Genomic DNA, 15,710 nt, shown 5'->3' with positions numbered 1-15,710 from the left:
AAGCGATTGCTTCTTTGTATCGCTCCTTTATTTCAATATCTCGCTCTTTTGCAATTTTTTTCGTAATTCTTTTATTTCTTCCTTTTGAGCCTTTTGAACAAACTCATACATTCTAACCGCAGTAAACTTATCTATACAAACCACCATTGCTTTCATGGGTTTGCGTTCTCCTTTATCGTTTTTGACGTTAAGTCTATACGGGTAGTGTCTTACGATATGCTTAGCTATTTCCTGTAACCTATCCTCTCTTTTTACGACTTGAAATAAGGTGGTGTATTCTCTATCAAGTTTCTTTTTGTCTTCTTCAGATAGGTTTTCATTTTCTAGGATTTGTGCTGCATCTCCTACTAAGTCTTCATTTACCTGTTCTACCCTTGGCACGCTTTTTTTATAGAAAAGTGGAACTGTTGCACCATCTTCAATACTCTGAGCAAAGTTATATTCAGATACATAAGAGCCAAACCAATCTTTTGTCAATTCACTTCTTAGAAGTGGAGTTCCGGTAAAAGCAATATACTGCGCATTAGGAAGTGCAATGCGCATATTTTCACCGTATCCTTTGTATTGAGTTCTATGTGCTTCGTCAACAATTACAATCCAATTATCTCTATCTGTTAATTGTGGATAAGTCTTTCCTTTCTCGATACCAAATTTGTGGATTAAACTAAATACATGAGAACGATTGGATTGAAGGTAATCACGTAATTTATTTCTATTCCTTGGTCTGTAGAAGTTTTCTTTTTGATCTTTGGTTTCTAAGATGGTTTCCGTTTCCTGAAAATTTCTATAAATCTGGTCGTCTAAATCTGTTCTATCTGTGATAATTAAGAACGACCAATCCCCTTCCACCTTACGTTCAATTTTTCTAGTAAAAAATATCATGGAATATGATTTACCAGAACCTTGTGTATGCCAAAACACTCCCAATTTACCTTGTTTTCCTTCTTTAGCTTTTAAGGATTCTATGGCATTATTCACACCTAAAAACTGGTGGTTTTTGGCAACAATCTTGACCTTATTTTTATGGAAGAGCACAAAGTTTTCAAAATAGTCTAACAGATTTTCTTTTTTACATAAACCTTCTGAAAACAATTGTAAACTCAATCTTTTTTTATCTGACTGACTTTCTTGCTCTATTTCAAGTCTTGACTTTTGATTGTTGGATACAGCTGTATCTTTTAATTTAACCCATGAGAAAAAGTGTTCCCATGGTGCATTAAAACTACCTACTCGTGTTTGAATACCATTAGAAATGCACACAAAACAATTGTACCAGAATAATTGTGGGATATCTCGTTTGTAATCTTTTAAATTTTTATCGTAACCTGTTTTTACTTTCTCTGTGGCATTTTTAAGCTCAATCATTACTAAGGGTAGTCCATTTATATAAAGTAGTAAATCTGGACGACGTGTTGGCTTATCATGATGATCTCCAATATTTTGATATAAAATGCTTAACTGCGAAACAACTAAAAAATCATTGTTGTCTTTATTTTCAAAGTCCAACACTTTTACATAACCATTTTCTTCTCTACCTTCACTATTTGTAAAGGTCACTGCAACACCATTTTTTATAAGCTCATAAACCTCCTTATTTGCCATAACAGGTGTCATACTGATCCTACTTTTACATAACTCTTCCACAGCATATTCAATACAAGCATTGGGCAAGTTTGGATTCAGTCTTTTTAAAGCTATCTTCAAATCGTCTTTAAGAACAACATCTTTTAGAGAGTCTCTTCCCATAAGCTGTTTTTCCCAAGCATTTTTGTGTTGGTACCCTAATACCAGTTCAAAAAATTGAATATCTGCTTCTTCTACATGTGATTCATTTAAAAATGCCATATTATCTTAGGTAATAGTGATGATTTGAATATTGATTGAACTTATCCTCTGTACCTACCTCATCATCAACAATTAAATCAATAATTTCTTCAATTTTTGAAGGGCTGATTCCGTTACGCTCATCGGTTGTTAGTATTTGATCCCAAATACCAGCCTCTTTATAAGTTTTGGTTTTGAGCTCTTTCCAAGTCCATGTGTATTTTTTCTGATTTAGTAAACCAAGGTGTTCCCAATACCACTTCTTATTATTAGTGTAAACTGTAAAATCGGTTTTAATATTTACCTCTTCACCATTTATTATTGGTTTAACTTCATAATCAAAGTTGAACTTTTCAGATCCTAATTCATCGCGCTTTTTCATTAAAAGATGGTATATCAATAGTTCAATACGTGATTCTACATAAACGCCATCTTCTGGCTCCAAATCATAAAATCTATAAGGCTTATCTAATAATAAACTCGTTTTTCTTGATGCTGAAAACGACCGCTCTAATGCCTTATCTAGAACACCTTTTTTATCGTCCTCATTTGTCTGGATAAATAAGGTTATCGATTTTTTAGTTCGCGTAAGAGCCGTATAAATAAGCTCTTTTGATAATAATCCATATCTCGATGGAAGCACCAAAAACAAATGGTTAAATCCACTTCCCTGTGATTTATGAATGGAAATAGCATAGGCTAATTCAAAGTACTCACTCTCCGAAGACCTAATGTCGTAAAATGAAATCTTATCTAATCCTTTTTCTGACTGATAATATAAGTTTTCGCCTCTATCACCTTTAATGAAACCAAGAGTTCCGTTAGACAACACCAGTTTCTTCTTGTCGTAATAATTTTTAGTACGAATTAACTTGTCAGATTCTTTAAAAACATTTTTACGTAACTCATACTTCAAATCCTTTTTAAACTCAGTTTGGATGAAATCATTAATCCTACTTGCTCCAGAATATTGCGAATTGTAAGGCGTTAATATTTGAAAATTCTCAATATCCATAGACTTATTACGAATACTCCCATCGGCATTTAAGCCTAGAACTTGATTAAGTCGCTCATTTAAGTTTCCTTTTAAATCCTGTGTTAATAGATTAAACTCGTCTGCTATAACAGCATATAAATCTTCTTTGGTTGACCAATAGCGCGCTCTAAAGCCTTCTGAGATTTCAGTTGCTTTATTTTCGAATTTCAGTTTGAGGTCTTGATCTATATCATCTTTTACATTAACCTTAAATGCCTCAGCTAATCGTAATACATCATTCTCAATTAATTCTGACCTACAATTACTTTCTAGTTGAATGTAGTTATTGTGGTACTTCTCGTTAGTACTTAAATAATAAATAATATCAGCTAACACTCGACCATAGCCTATCGCTGGTAACTGGTTTGGGTCTCCAATTAGTATTAATCGTTTAAATGCCGGATCATCAAAATTGAATATTTCTAAGAGTTTCTTAAACTTGAGTAAATCTACCATTGAAGTTTCATCAATGATTACATTTTTATAGGCCCTTATTTGTTGCTGACTTTTCTTTCGATTTTTAACATCATTAATAAACTTATCTATCGTAAATGCCTCAATATTCTTAAAATCTGTGTCAGAACTCAATCTTAATGCAGCCTTACCGGTTGGTGCTAATAAAATATATTCCTCTTCCTCATTTTCTACCAGATGTTGAATACTGTTTAACACCTCATAGGATTTTCCACTACCTGCACTACCAGCAACCACAAATAAACGTTCCGTAAATAGGTTGGTGTATAGTTGTTGCCGTTCTTCTCTGAACAATTCAGATTCGAATCCTTCACCTATAGTTTTGTTAAGTTTTGCAACAGAGTTATTAATATAATCCTCTAAATCTGGATATTGCAGATTATTTTTAGAACCATTTACTAACTCTGAAACACTTTTCTCAATGTATTTTTCTGCCTCATAGACCTCACTTAAGTAATAATACATGGTTTCATTTTCTTCCAACAAAACCATCTTTCTAGGTTCTTCTTGAAAATGATTAGCGTACTTACTCGATAATGGATAGAATAAATGCTCAGGCAACTCGTAATCCTTACCAATTTCATAATACAAGGGATAATTGGCCAAGGCTTTTTGTAAATCTTCAGCTGTAGCAAAGCAGTCACCAGAATTTTCCAAAGTCTTTAAATACCTTAGAACTAATGCACGAATACGTCGTTTATCTACAAACTTTATTTTACGCTGTAGTTCTGTTCTAGGAACAAAACGTGTATCTGGGAAGTAAGCAATATCTATCTTAAATAGATCTATAGGTGCATCGCGCTCTTCACCATAAACATTATCATGAGCATCTGGAAAATAGTCATAATCTTCATAGAGCAAATAAGGGTTCTTGATAACATCCTTCACGCTATGCGACCGCTTTACATCATCAAAATCTCGAACCCAACCTTCGGGTAGTTTTAACTTCCCTTGCAATAAGCGCTCAAACTGAAAAGGTTTTAGATTGAGCATAGATAGGCTAAGAAATTCCTTTAAGGAAAAATTACGCTGGTCTAAACGGTCTCTTAACTCATTGATATCGTTTTTATATTTTTTGGACCAAGGTTGAGATACTGGGTTTTTAAGAATGGCTTTAAGCGCTTTCTCATCTTTGTCATCTTCCAACTTAAAGTCTTCATAGAACTGCTCCAATGGAAAATTAGGCTCATCCGTTTTACTTAATAGCACACGAGAAACAGCCGTAAATCCAGGAAAGTATGTTCTGTTTCCCCAGGCATGTTGTAAAAGCTCTTCAACTTTATCAATGCGATCTTGCATAGCTTGCCTTGGTACTACACCATCATCTTTACAACTTATAAGTGCTTGTCGCATTTTGGTAAGCACGTAAATGGTTTCATCATCACCAATGTCCATGGCTACATATTTAAAGCACCATTCCAGCTCAGGTTCAGAAATTGCGACTTTAATCTTATCCAAGAAGCCATCCTTCGCCTCATCATCTAGTTTATCTGCCTCATCTAAATATTCATGATACGGCATACGTACTGTAGAATATTCCTCGAAACTGAATTGCATAGCCCAATTCATACTAGGAAAGTTGCGATACTTAAAGTTTTTTTGAGGTCTGGCTTTAATTCGTTCTATTTCTTCTTTTGGACCAAAATGTGGAATATCAGTCGCCTTTTGCTTTCTGTCAACAATACCGGCACCAACTACAAGATACTGCTGGTCTTCTTCGGTTATTGGGTTAGAATACTTGGCATACATAAAGGCGATACTTTTGCCTTCGTATATTTTTGAGTTGAATCTAGGAATACGTGTTTCCTCCAAATTTTTGGGATATGCACCACTTTCTTGTTGCTCTTGTTGGGTACGCGTAAAAGACACCGCGAATGGCCAGCTATACATAGACCTAGTTGGCAATTCTTCTTCAATAGTTTTTAATCCTGGTGCAGCAGGATTATCGTGTTTTGTTTGGATTGGGTCATTACCAAATAAATTTGACGACCAAAAACATGGTGGCAAATAATCTATATCCTTTAATGCCTTACCTTTATTGGCTATCTCATCAGTTAGACTTTCATCTTTACGTTTTCTAATACGTTCTGAAAGTAAGGAATGGAAACCGTTACAATAGGTATTATTTTCTGGGTCTTTACAAATGGTACCATTCCATTTATTATCGTGCCAAGCGACACGAAGTGTAATATGCTTTAAAGGGATTTTGTAGGTTGTATCGTGTAATAATTCTGTAGCCTTTTCATCTTTTTCATCATCTTCTGAAGCTTCATCCAATTGCTCAACAAGATTTAAAACCCATTTAATCATGCGGTCATTAAAATACTTAGAAAGACCTGCTTTCTTTTTAGCATCTATTAAAGCACCTACATTTTTAAAGCCTATTTTTTTTGACTTTGCTAGCTCGATATAATCATCCCATTCTTCTGCAGAATAAGCATCAAAATCTGCACGCATAATGTCTAAATCATATGGGTCGTTTAAGTCGTAATTGGCCATATTGGTTAGTGGTTAGTTGGTTTTGCTAAACTGTATAAGTTGGTGATTCTGCCTCCGCAGCTATTTGTAATTCGTTTTCTGGTAAGGTTATGTTGTCTACTGAAAGTTTACCACTTATTAAACGTGGTAACAACAAATCTCTGGTGTCTTGTAGGACTTGGTTTTGAAATAATAAATTAGCTAATAAATCAAATTTGGGTTTTATCATTTCTCTGAACCTTTTTAAAACAGAATCATTCGGAATTAGAATTTCATAATCTTCTACAATAGCCTTATTTATATGCTGTTGTGCTCCTCCACCAGCATAATTCATCAATTCTTTTATTTTATTCTTCATAGTTAAAAAAATAAATTCATCTTCTTTTGAGTAAACGTCTTTTATTCCTACAATAGACTGATTTGTACATGACTCAATCTCTAGAAAGCTTACTTGACCAAGTGTTGCTCCAGTAATTGCCAATAAAGTTGTTTTCTTTGGAAGTAGTTTAGTTGCTGATTTACTTAAACCTATCTCAGAAATATATTCAGAAGGCTCAAACACTCTAGTTTCATTAACTTTTCCTGAATTAATCCACGCAATATTACCATTCCAATATTGTTCATTTTCTCTTGAAGGTGTTCCGCCCAAAGAAATATCATACCTATTTCCTAAACTTTGTTTTTTCCAACCTTCAGGAATAGCACCTTTAGTACCATGTGGTACTGGGTTACCATCTTTGTCCGCAAAGGTGGTGTTTTGATAATTTGGAAAACGAAAACGCACAAACCATTCTTTATAGATTTCTTGTGCCATGTCTTCTAGCAACTGTATGCGCTGGTTGTTGTTTTCTATTAAATCATCATAAGCTGATAAAACGGATGCTATTTTTTTTTGGGTTGGTAGGTGTTTAGGTAATTTAACTTTAATCCTACCGAATGATGTTTTACTAACGTTTTCTCTACCTGAAGCTGTTCCACTTGATAAATTTTTAACCTGAGGTAAGTTATATTTCATTAAATAAAATACAAAGTCAGGGTCATATTTTTCAGTATTTACAATAATCGCATTTATAGCCTGATTAGTAAAGGATGGTACTTTAGTTAAGCACAATTTTTTACCTATTGAACCAATTGTTACAACGCAAGGCATGTTTGAAGGAATGAGAGCTTTTTTATATTTTTAAAACCTTTTTCAGATACAGTTTCTGCTGTATAGTGAATTACTTTATCGCCTTCAATTATATCTGTCGGCATTATTAAAGGATACCTTCCATCGTATAAACTTCTATCAGAAGTTGGTGGTGTATTTCCAGTTACAATATCACCCAAATCTGAAATTTTAACTTCTATTATTTCAGTAATCATAAAATTAAATTCTCAATGTTTTCAGTGATCTTATTTTCAAGGTTTTTTGATAAATCAGAAAGTTTTTTCAACATGCTTTTGGATGTTTCTAACTTTTGATAATATTCTTTTTCATTTAAATCATCCATTTCTAATTCCACACCAACATATCGCCCTGCATTTAAAGAATAGTCTTGTTCTTCTACATACTCCGTTTTATCCGCCATTTTACATAAACCTATTACATCTTCATATTTAGCTTCTGGGAAACGGCTTTGTAACCAATGTATATTATTGTGCCAATAGGCAAACTGCTCAGTTGTTTCTTGGTATACCTGTAAGGCTTCTTCTAGAGTTTTATCGGCTTTTATAAGGTTATGGTTACTCCATATTTTATCGCTTTTTAGCTTTAAGTGTTTGTCTGCTAATTTTAGTAATTCTGTGAGCGTATTTACATCGGTCTTTAAAATAGTTAAACGTTCTGTATTAGTGTTAACAGCAATCTCTAAGTCTGTAGCTATTTTCTTTTGCGACTCGTTCTCTTGAGGTATAGTAACAGGTTGTTCTGCTTTGGCTTCCGCTTTGTAAACAGACCATTGTAATTCTTCTAGCTTATTAAAGAAATCGGTCTCTTTAAGTGCTTTGGTTTTTGCAGGTGTGCGTTTATGGTTTTTGGTCGCTTTCGCGTAAGCGTTTAAATTAGATAAAGTGGTATTCCATAACTCTTGTACGGTTGTAAAGCTAGGTGCAATTGCTTCTTGTGCTGTAAAAGCCTTATCAATATAACTAGCAATTAACTCTAGGTAACGCTCGGTTTCGCCACGATATAATCGCACAATAGCCGCAAGGTTTTGTTGCTGTTCTGCAGTCCATTCTCTATGTGCTCTGTCTATTTGGTTAAATACATTACGTGCATCTAAAAACAGAATCTTGTCTTTACGGTCTGTATGCACTTTTTGTTTATCAAAAAACCAAAGCGTAGCTGGCAAGGTCACCGTTAAAAACATATTGGTAGGCATGCTTACCATACAGTCTACAATATCAGAGTCTACTATATTTTTACGTATATCGTATTCAGAACTTCTTGCATCACTTGCCGAGTTAGGCATTACAAAACCTGCACGACCGTTTTCATTTAATGAGGTTGCAAATAAAGAAATCCATAAATAATTAGCGTCCGATATTTTGTCGCTTTTTCCTTTAGTTTTAGGTAAACCAAACTCATTAAAACGTTTATCGTTTTTTACGGTACTTTCCTTAACTGATTTTACGTTAAACGGTGGATTAGCCATTACAAAATCGAACTTTCCATAGCCATCATAAGGATCACTATCGTAAGAGTTGGCTTCGGTAATTTCGCCACGTAAATTATGTACCAACAAGTTCATTTTTGCCAAACGCACGGTTTCGCCCATGTATTCCTGTCCATAAACATAGATATCGTTAAGGTCGTGACCTTCGTGAGCAATAAAATCGGCAGACTGTACAAACATACCACCAGAACCACATGCTGGATCATAGACTTTACCTTTGTAAGGTTCTATGACTTCTACAATAAAACGTACCACAGACGTAGGTGTAAAGAACTCACCACCTTTCTGTCCTTCGCTCATGGCAAACTTACCTAAGAAGTACTCGTAAATCTTCCCAAAAATATCACCAGACGCATCTTTTGGTATGTCTGAAAAGGTTTTTAAAAGACTTGGTAAAATATCGTCCTTCTTTTTTTCGATATCAAAATAGGCTTCGGTAGGCAGTACATCTTGAAATTTATCATCTTGATATTTTTCAATGCCTTTCATAGCGTCTTTTAGAGCTTCTGCGCGTTTGTTGCCTTTTAGCTTTAATAGATAATCATACCTGGCATTATCTGGAAGATAAAAACCGCAAGTTGCCAACGCAATTTCTTGCATGGTGCGTTCCATTCTAGTCCCTTTTTCTTCTTGATAGGTTTCTAGAATTTTAGCTTCGTGTTGGCTGTATTTATTCTCGGCAAATTTTAGGAAGATTAAGCCTAATACAGGCACTGCATAATCTGATGCTTTTAAACCACCATGTGCTCGTAGCGCATTGGCAGATTCCCATAGTTTATCTTCTAGTTGTTTTAATTGTTCGTGGGTCATTTAAATATGATAGTTTCTTATGGAGTAGTATACTTTTAATTATGATCTAAGTTTTTTTATTACGCTTTCGCGAAAGCGTAATTTAAACATAAAAACACCCTAAACCACTCATTTTCTTTTGAGTAAGAAAATGCAGCGATTTAGGGGACTGTGAAGATAGAAAAAAACTAGTTTTTTAACTAATGTGTAGTGTTTGGTTTTTAGTGAATTTAATGTGCCCGTTGGTTGACATGTGATGTGATGTTGGATAAAAAAGTGCCAGCGATTTTACTACCTTTGAGCAACTACCTGAAATACCAGACCATGAAATACGTACTAACCTTATTGACAATAAGCGTGCTGTTGTCTTGCAAACCGACTGAAAACGATACAGAATTGTTGTTTGAGGATATGGCTACCGCTTCACAAGAAATGTACAGTGAACTGGTAGAGATACGTAGAGATCTACATCAATATCCTGAACTAGCTGGTAATGAAAAGCGAACCGCAACTCTTGTGGCTGATTACCTCAAGGAGTTACAACTAGAAGTTCATGAGAATATAGGTGGTTATGGCGTGGTTGGTATTTTAGATACGGGCAAGCCTGGTAAGAAAATAGCCTGGCGCGCCGACATTGACGCACTTGCTACCGAGTTTGAAGATGATCCAGTAGCTTTTGCGTCTAAAAATCCAGGTTTAAGACATATTTGTGGCCACGATGTGCATACTACCATTGCTTTGGGAATTGCTAAAAATTTGAGCTTGCACAAAGAGCAATTAGTTGGAACGTATTATTTCGTTTTTCAACCTGCCGAAGAAACGATTACTGGAGCAAAGGCCATGCTAGAAGATGGCTTGCTAGAAGTAATTCAACCTGATGAGTTCTATGCCTTGCATATGACTCCGTTTCATGTAGGTACAGTGGCCGTTAAACCCAATGAGATTTATGCCCATTACAAGAAAATTGTTTTGGGTTTACATACCCAAGATACTAGCAAAATTAATGCGGCTACTTCCTACTTTAAGCAATTACAAAATGTGACTGATGAACGTTTTGGTACTGATAGTTCTTTTGAAGATGCTACTATTGGTATCGTAGGTAGTTCTAGTATTTATAAGAATTATACCTATTTAGAAAGTCCGGTGAAAGTGCAAAAACTACAAGATAGCACCACTTTGAGTGCCTACATGAGTTTTAGTAACGCTGAAGAACTGGAACAAGGTCGTCAAAAGATGGATTCTTTATTTAAGCATAAAGCTTTGCAAGATGTATATGAGTACCACCGCATTGAACCCGTTTCTTACGTGATTAAAAACCATCCCGAAACCACTAAAGAGGCCATGCAATTCCTGTCTAATCATTATGAGAATGCACTCACAGAGCTTTCTGGAAGTTTTCCTGGTGGACGTAGCGATGATTTTGCCTTGTTTCAAGAAGAAATTCCAGGAACTTATTTTTTTATGGGTGCTTCTAATTTTGAACAAAACATTATTGCCATGCCACATACACCCATTTTTCAAGTTGACGAATCGGTTATTGAATATGGCGTGCGTTATTTCAGCACCTTACTAGCTGCTCGCGCCAATTATGAGAACATAAATTGATACTAGACTACTAGCCTATCTTTTTAATGAGAACGTGAGTTTGACCGTTTAAGATCGTAGCACCCGAACCATTAGTTACTATAAAATCAATTTCACCAGTCGCAGCGGTAATATGAACAATGCTTATTTGCTTGATCGCACTGGCATTGGTATTGAATCCAGCTGGATTTGCAGATCCAGATGCTCCTGTAGTAACCTGCGTGCCGTTTAATCGTACATTCCAATCAATAGTATTGTTGGAGTTTAATCGCAAATCAGATTCTATAATGTACAATCCAGTAGGTAAGGTTATTTGACTTCCATTAAAGCTAGCACCTGTAATAGTATTAAAAAGCTGGTTAGGAAAATTGAAAACGGTACCTGTGCCGCCTATTCCCGTTGCGGTAAAATTACGCATCATCACTCCAGTTTGTACCGGTGCCGAAGTTTGGAACCTTAACCAAGCAGTACCATTCCAGTAATAAAAACCTGGTGTTACATCACTAACCGTAGCGGTATTGTAGACTATTAATCCTTCAACATTTCCGTGCGAGATGGTGGTTGTATCACCGGTACCTGTTAAGGCTACTCTGGGTAATAGCACACCGGCATCAGTTCCTTGAATATCTAGGTAAGTTGAAGGACTGGGAGAATTGGTGTTAATTCCTACCTGAGCTAAAGAAATGGAACTTATAAAAAAACAAGTGATTAATAGTAAACGGTACATAATAGAATGAGATAGTAGAATGAAATAAGGCTGCAAGAATAATTATCACAGCCATTACCGCCACAGAAGAAGTCTTAAAACATTGTTAAAAATCAATACCTAATACACTGATTTACAGTTTATAGAGGATTGTCAACCAGTTGTCGAACAGATTTGAAAGTAACTACTTACACTGCCAAATCATCCTCTAAAACTACGACCTGTTTTTGATGCTTTTGTTTGGACCAAATCGCCAATCCAAAAGTGAGTACTCCTAGTCTACCGATAAACATTAATACAATAAGGATAGCTTTTCCCAAGCTGTTAAATCACCAGTAATTCCCATACTAAGTCCGACAGTTCCCAATGCAGAGCTTACCTCAAACAGTATTTTTTCAAAAGAGAAATCTTCTGTAAAAGATAGCAATAAGGTAAATAGAAAGATGAGTGATGTATAAAATATAAAGGAAGAGGTAGCTATATACAATCGTTCAAAAGGTATTTTACGTCCCAAAAAGGTTATTTCTCTCGCTCCTTGTAGTCTGCTTTTCATAATAGCAAAAACAGCCGTAAGTGTGGTAATTTTCATTCCACCAGCAGTTCCTGATGGAGATGCTCCTACATACATCAAGAAGATAGTGACCAAAACAATAGGAAGAGAAAATATACCGTAGTCAACTGTGTTGAATCCTACTGTAGTCATGGCAGACATGGTTTGAAAGAAAGCCGCATAAATACGTTCAGATCCCATTAAAGCAGTAACACTAGGTTCTAAAAAATACATAAACATAAATCCTGTACTTAATAGGAAAGCAAAACCTATAAAAATGATTTTGGTAGTAAAGCTCAGTTTGTGAGTCTTGTCTTTTAGGTATAATACTAAATCGGTTACCACAATAAATCCTAATGATCCAGCGATCGCTAAAAACGAAATAATGAAGTTTATAAATCCGTCGTCAACGTATTCGGTAAAACCACTATTGAACAAACTAAATCCTGCTGTACAAAAAGCACTTATACTGTGGAATATAGCGTTCCAAACTGCTTCCCAAAATGGCATCCCATCATGATAAAAGGCAATAAAAAACAAGATTGCTCCTATCAATTCCATAATCACGGTGAATAAAATTACCGATTTTAAGAAATCCTTGATGCGTATCGTAGTCGGTAATGTAAACTCACAGCTAAGTAATCTTTTATGCCAGTGTGTTATTTTTCTCGTCGTTGAGAGTAACATAAAAGTAGTGAATGTCAAATAACCTATACCACCTAATTGGAATAAGGACATTACCACAAATTGACCGAAAAAGTTATAAGAGTCAAATACACTTACAGTAACCAGACCTGTAGTAGAAACCGCACTGGTGGCTATAAATAGATTATCCAAAAAAGATACGTCCTGTTTTTGAAACCAAGGCAAACATAATAACAAACAACCTGTGATAATGTACGTGAAAAAACCGTAAAATAAATTGCGCTGCGGACTTAGTCCTAACTTAAATCTTTGATATTTCTGATTTAAGGTTTTAAAAAAGTGGCCCATGATGGATTTTAATACTTGGCAAATTTCCTATTATATGCAGTAACTTTAAGTTAAATTCTTCCTATTTACCAAAATTATAAGTCCAAGGCTGTTGACTTTTGTATTATGAATTTATCGAATACACTATTCGTTCTTTTTTGTGTTTTTACTGGAATCTTTACCGGTAGAAGCCAAGAAGAAACCACTGAAAAGAAACTTACTGTAGACTTTTACTTGGATACCTACTATGCCAATGTCCCAAACGGTAGCCATGATGGTTTTAGATCCTTTACGACCACTTCCAACAGGAATAATCAAATAGGCTTAAATATAGCGCAATTAGGTGCTCAGTATGAATCAAAGGACGTACGAGCTAGCCTTACCCTGCATTATGGTGATATCGCAAAAGCAACCTGGTCCGATGACTTTAATGAAGTACAAACTGCAACAGTTGGCTTAAGGTTGTTCAAAACACTATGGCTGGATGCAGGTTTTTTTACTACCCATATAGGAACAGAAAGTTTTCTACCAAAAAACAATTGGACGGCTTCTACAGCTGTAGCTACGTTTAATGAACCCTTTTATCAAGCAGGAGCTAAACTTTCAAATCAATTCAATGAAAATTGGTATGCCGAATTATGGGTTTTGAATGGGTATAACCAATTTGTTGACGAGAATGACGAGCTCAGCGTTGGAGCATTACTTACCTATGCCTTTAATGACCGTACAAGCATCACTTATACCAATATTTTTGGACAAGAAGCTACCCTTGATGATCCTGTTTCTCGATATAGAACCTACCACAACGCCTATTTAAACACTCAATTTTCTGAAAGATGGTGGTTGACAGCGGGATTTGATATAGGTTCTCAAACCAATAGTGAATTAGAAACGGGAAAAACCGCCTGGATGTACAATGCTTTACTTACTGCAAAATTTCAACAAAATAACAAATGGAGTTATACAAGCCGAATAGAATTATTTAAAGATCAAAACGGATTCATATCGGGAATCGTTCCTTCTCAACTAACAGTGGATGAAGGATTATCGGTTTATGGAATAACGCTATCGACCGAGTACAAGCCTACCAACTATTCGTTTTTAAGATTTGAAGCACGTAGATTGGCTAGCACCAACGATGCTCAAATATTTGAACAAAACACCTCAACCAGTAGGTATGAATTTATTATCAATCTAGGAATAGTTTGGGACCGCAGCTGGTTGTTTTAATTCTTAGGAGCCGCTTTGGATCGCTCTGGTTGTAGGATAAGACGTGCAGCACGATCAAAGTTGAAATAGTTATAAATCCAATTAAGAAATACCACCACTCGATTTCTAACACCTACCAAAAAATAAAGGTGAACTGCCAACCATGTGAACCAGGCAGCAAAACCACCTATCGTAAAAGATCCTACATCGGCAACTGCTTTATTACGCCCTATGGTTGCCATGCTTCCTTTATCAAAGTACGAAAAAGGTTTAAGAGGTTTTTCCCTTAGTAGCCTTTTAAAGTTTTTGGCAAGATTTTTCCCTTGTTGTATAGCTGGCTGAGCAACTTGTGGATGACCTTTCGGATAGTCATCAGTTTCCATTAATGCGATATCACCAACAGCATAAATAGATTCGTAACCCATGATACGGTTATATTCATCTACTCGATAACGTTGTGTTTTCTCATGAAAGGAATCTTCTTTAATACCAGGAATGTGATTTCCAATAACACCAGCACTCCAGATAAACGTGGATGCTTCTAGATTAAGATCTGTATTTGTAGAGATGACATCATCTTCATAATTCTTAACCAAGGTATTCAAATGAATATTGACACCTAATTTTTCAAGATATTTTAAAGATTTCTTACTAGACGCCTCGCTCATACTAGACAATACCCTATCTGACCCATCGATGAGGTGTATTTCCATGTTTTCAGGATTAATATCGGGATAATCCTTGGGAACTACTCCTTTTTTAAATTCGGCAAAAGCACCAGCAAGCTCTACTCCAGTAGGTCCAGCGCCAGATATTACAATACGCATTAATTTTTTACGCTCCTTTTCACTAGCTCTAATAGTTGCCTTTTCAAAATTTTTGAGCATGGTACTACGTATGTTAAGCGATTCAACCACGCTTTTCATTCCCATACTAGAATTTTCTATTTGTTGATTATTGAAATAATTGGTCTTGGTACCTGTGGCAAGAATCAAGTAATCAAATTGTAATTTTCCGATATTAGTTTCAATTTCATTTTTTTCGGGAACAACCTGAGTAACCTGTGCCATTCTAAAAAAGAAATTCTCCTGATTGTCCGTAATTCCTCGTAATGGGAATGCAATACTATCAGGTTCTAAACCGCTAGTTGCGACCTGATACAATAAGGGTTGAAAGGTGTGGTAATTATTTTGATCTATAAGTACCACCTGAAGTTGGAGCTTTGTTAGCTTTCGCGAAAGCGTAACACCACCAAAACCACCACCTACTATAATGACTCTAGGGTGATTGCTTTGAGGAATATTAAATGCATTCATAGCATAAAGATACTCGCAGCCGAAATTATAAATGATGACATTAACATGTAATTAAGGTTGATTGAAAATTAAAAATCACTGAATAATTTAACCTTAACACATTTTTTAAATTCGA

Annotated in this window: 10 protein-coding genes; 2 read left to right on the top strand and 8 right to left on the bottom strand. The window is 35.4% G+C overall.

Translation table 11 applies throughout. The features are described from left to right. Positions 1 to 27 precede the first annotated feature (27 nt). From BST91_RS03620 to BST91_RS03600, 5 genes are read right to left on the bottom strand one after another with little or no spacing between them, the layout of a single operon-like run. On the bottom strand, positions 28 to 1,845 hold the full coding sequence (locus BST91_RS03620) for a type I restriction endonuclease subunit R (protein WP_085774488.1): 1,818 nt from the start codon (positions 1,843 to 1,845) through the stop codon (positions 28 to 30). 1 nt (position 1,846) lies between these two features. Further along, positions 1,847 to 5,833, bottom strand: a complete 3,987-nt coding sequence (locus tag BST91_RS03615; protein ID WP_085774487.1) for an ATP-dependent DNA helicase — start codon at positions 5,831 to 5,833, stop codon at positions 1,847 to 1,849. Positions 5,834 to 5,858: 25 nt separating this feature from the next. Beyond that, on the bottom strand, positions 5,859 to 6,962 hold the full coding sequence (locus tag BST91_RS03610; protein ID WP_085774486.1) for a restriction endonuclease subunit S: 1,104 nt from the start codon (positions 6,960 to 6,962) through the stop codon (positions 5,859 to 5,861). Continuing rightward, positions 6,947 to 7,177, bottom strand: a complete 231-nt coding sequence (locus BST91_RS03605) for a restriction endonuclease subunit S domain-containing protein (protein ID WP_085774485.1) — start codon at positions 7,175 to 7,177, stop codon at positions 6,947 to 6,949. The genes BST91_RS03610 and BST91_RS03605 overlap by 16 nt, the downstream gene beginning before the upstream one ends. Continuing rightward, positions 7,174 to 9,279, bottom strand: coding sequence for a type I restriction-modification system subunit M (locus tag BST91_RS03600; RefSeq protein ID WP_085774484.1), 2,106 nt, complete (start codon positions 9,277 to 9,279; stop codon positions 7,174 to 7,176). Before BST91_RS03600 ends, BST91_RS03605 begins: the two co-directional genes overlap by 4 nt. A 303-nt stretch (positions 9,280 to 9,582) precedes the next feature. Here BST91_RS03600 and BST91_RS03595 point away from each other — a divergent pair, with 303 nt between their 5' ends. Then, positions 9,583 to 10,863: a M20 metallopeptidase family protein gene (locus BST91_RS03595; RefSeq protein WP_169709755.1), complete on the top strand. Its 1,281-nt coding sequence runs from the start codon at positions 9,583 to 9,585 to the stop codon at positions 10,861 to 10,863. Between the two features lie 10 nt (positions 10,864 to 10,873). Here the strand turns inward: BST91_RS03595 and BST91_RS03590 are convergent, their stop codons facing one another. Both BST91_RS03590 and BST91_RS03585 read right to left on the bottom strand, forming a co-directional pair. After that, positions 10,874 to 11,569 (bottom strand): hypothetical protein, encoded by a 696-nt coding sequence (locus BST91_RS03590; protein ID WP_085774482.1) that lies wholly within the window; start codon positions 11,567 to 11,569, stop codon positions 10,874 to 10,876. A 271-nt stretch (positions 11,570 to 11,840) separates the two neighbouring features. Beyond that, the gene (locus BST91_RS03585; protein ID WP_317043058.1) at positions 11,841 to 13,091 is read right to left on the bottom strand and encodes a TrkH family potassium uptake protein; all 1,251 of its coding nucleotides are present in this window, start codon (positions 13,089 to 13,091) and stop codon (positions 11,841 to 11,843) included. Between the two features lie 105 nt (positions 13,092 to 13,196). Between BST91_RS03585 and BST91_RS03580 the strand changes: the two genes are divergently transcribed. Next, positions 13,197 to 14,300, top strand: a complete 1,104-nt coding sequence (locus tag BST91_RS03580; RefSeq protein WP_085774481.1) for an outer membrane beta-barrel protein — start codon at positions 13,197 to 13,199, stop codon at positions 14,298 to 14,300. On the opposite strand, the gene BST91_RS03575 is transcribed toward BST91_RS03580, so the two are convergent. Continuing rightward, complete coding sequence (locus tag BST91_RS03575) at positions 14,297 to 15,595, bottom strand: NAD(P)/FAD-dependent oxidoreductase (RefSeq protein WP_085774480.1); 1,299 nt, start codon at positions 15,593 to 15,595, stop codon at positions 14,297 to 14,299. The two genes, BST91_RS03580 and BST91_RS03575, sit on opposite strands and share 4 nt — an antisense overlap. Positions 15,596 to 15,710 lie beyond the last annotated feature (115 nt).

Source organism: Nonlabens tegetincola, from assembly GCF_002117085.1.
GTDB classification, from domain to species: domain Bacteria; phylum Bacteroidota; class Bacteroidia; order Flavobacteriales; family Flavobacteriaceae; genus Nonlabens; species Nonlabens tegetincola.
This window is presented reverse-complemented; position numbering and strand designations above follow the sequence as displayed.

Coding starts and splice junctions, on each gene's coding strand:
- BST91_RS03575 (WP_085774480.1), bottom strand. CDS start 15,595: ATGAATGCATTTAATATTCCTCAAAGCAATCACCCTAGAGTCATTATA.
- BST91_RS03610 (WP_085774486.1), bottom strand. CDS start 6,962: ATGCCTTGCGTTGTAACAATTGGTTCAATAGGTAAAAAATTGTGCTTA.
- BST91_RS03595 (WP_169709755.1), top strand. CDS start 9,583: ATGAAATACGTACTAACCTTATTGACAATAAGCGTGCTGTTGTCTTGC.
- BST91_RS03615 (WP_085774487.1), bottom strand. CDS start 5,833: ATGGCCAATTACGACTTAAACGACCCATATGATTTAGACATTATGCGT.
- BST91_RS03590 (WP_085774482.1), bottom strand. CDS start 11,569: ATGTACCGTTTACTATTAATCACTTGTTTTTTTATAAGTTCCATTTCT.
- BST91_RS03600 (WP_085774484.1), bottom strand. CDS start 9,279: ATGACCCACGAACAATTAAAACAACTAGAAGATAAACTATGGGAATCT.
- BST91_RS03580 (WP_085774481.1), top strand. CDS start 13,197: ATGAATTTATCGAATACACTATTCGTTCTTTTTTGTGTTTTTACTGGA.
- BST91_RS03620 (WP_085774488.1), bottom strand. CDS start 1,845: ATGGCATTTTTAAATGAATCACATGTAGAAGAAGCAGATATTCAATTT.
- BST91_RS03605 (WP_085774485.1), bottom strand. CDS start 7,177: ATGATTACTGAAATAATAGAAGTTAAAATTTCAGATTTGGGTGATATT.
- BST91_RS03585 (WP_317043058.1), bottom strand. CDS start 13,091: ATGGGCCACTTTTTTAAAACCTTAAATCAGAAATATCAAAGATTTAAG.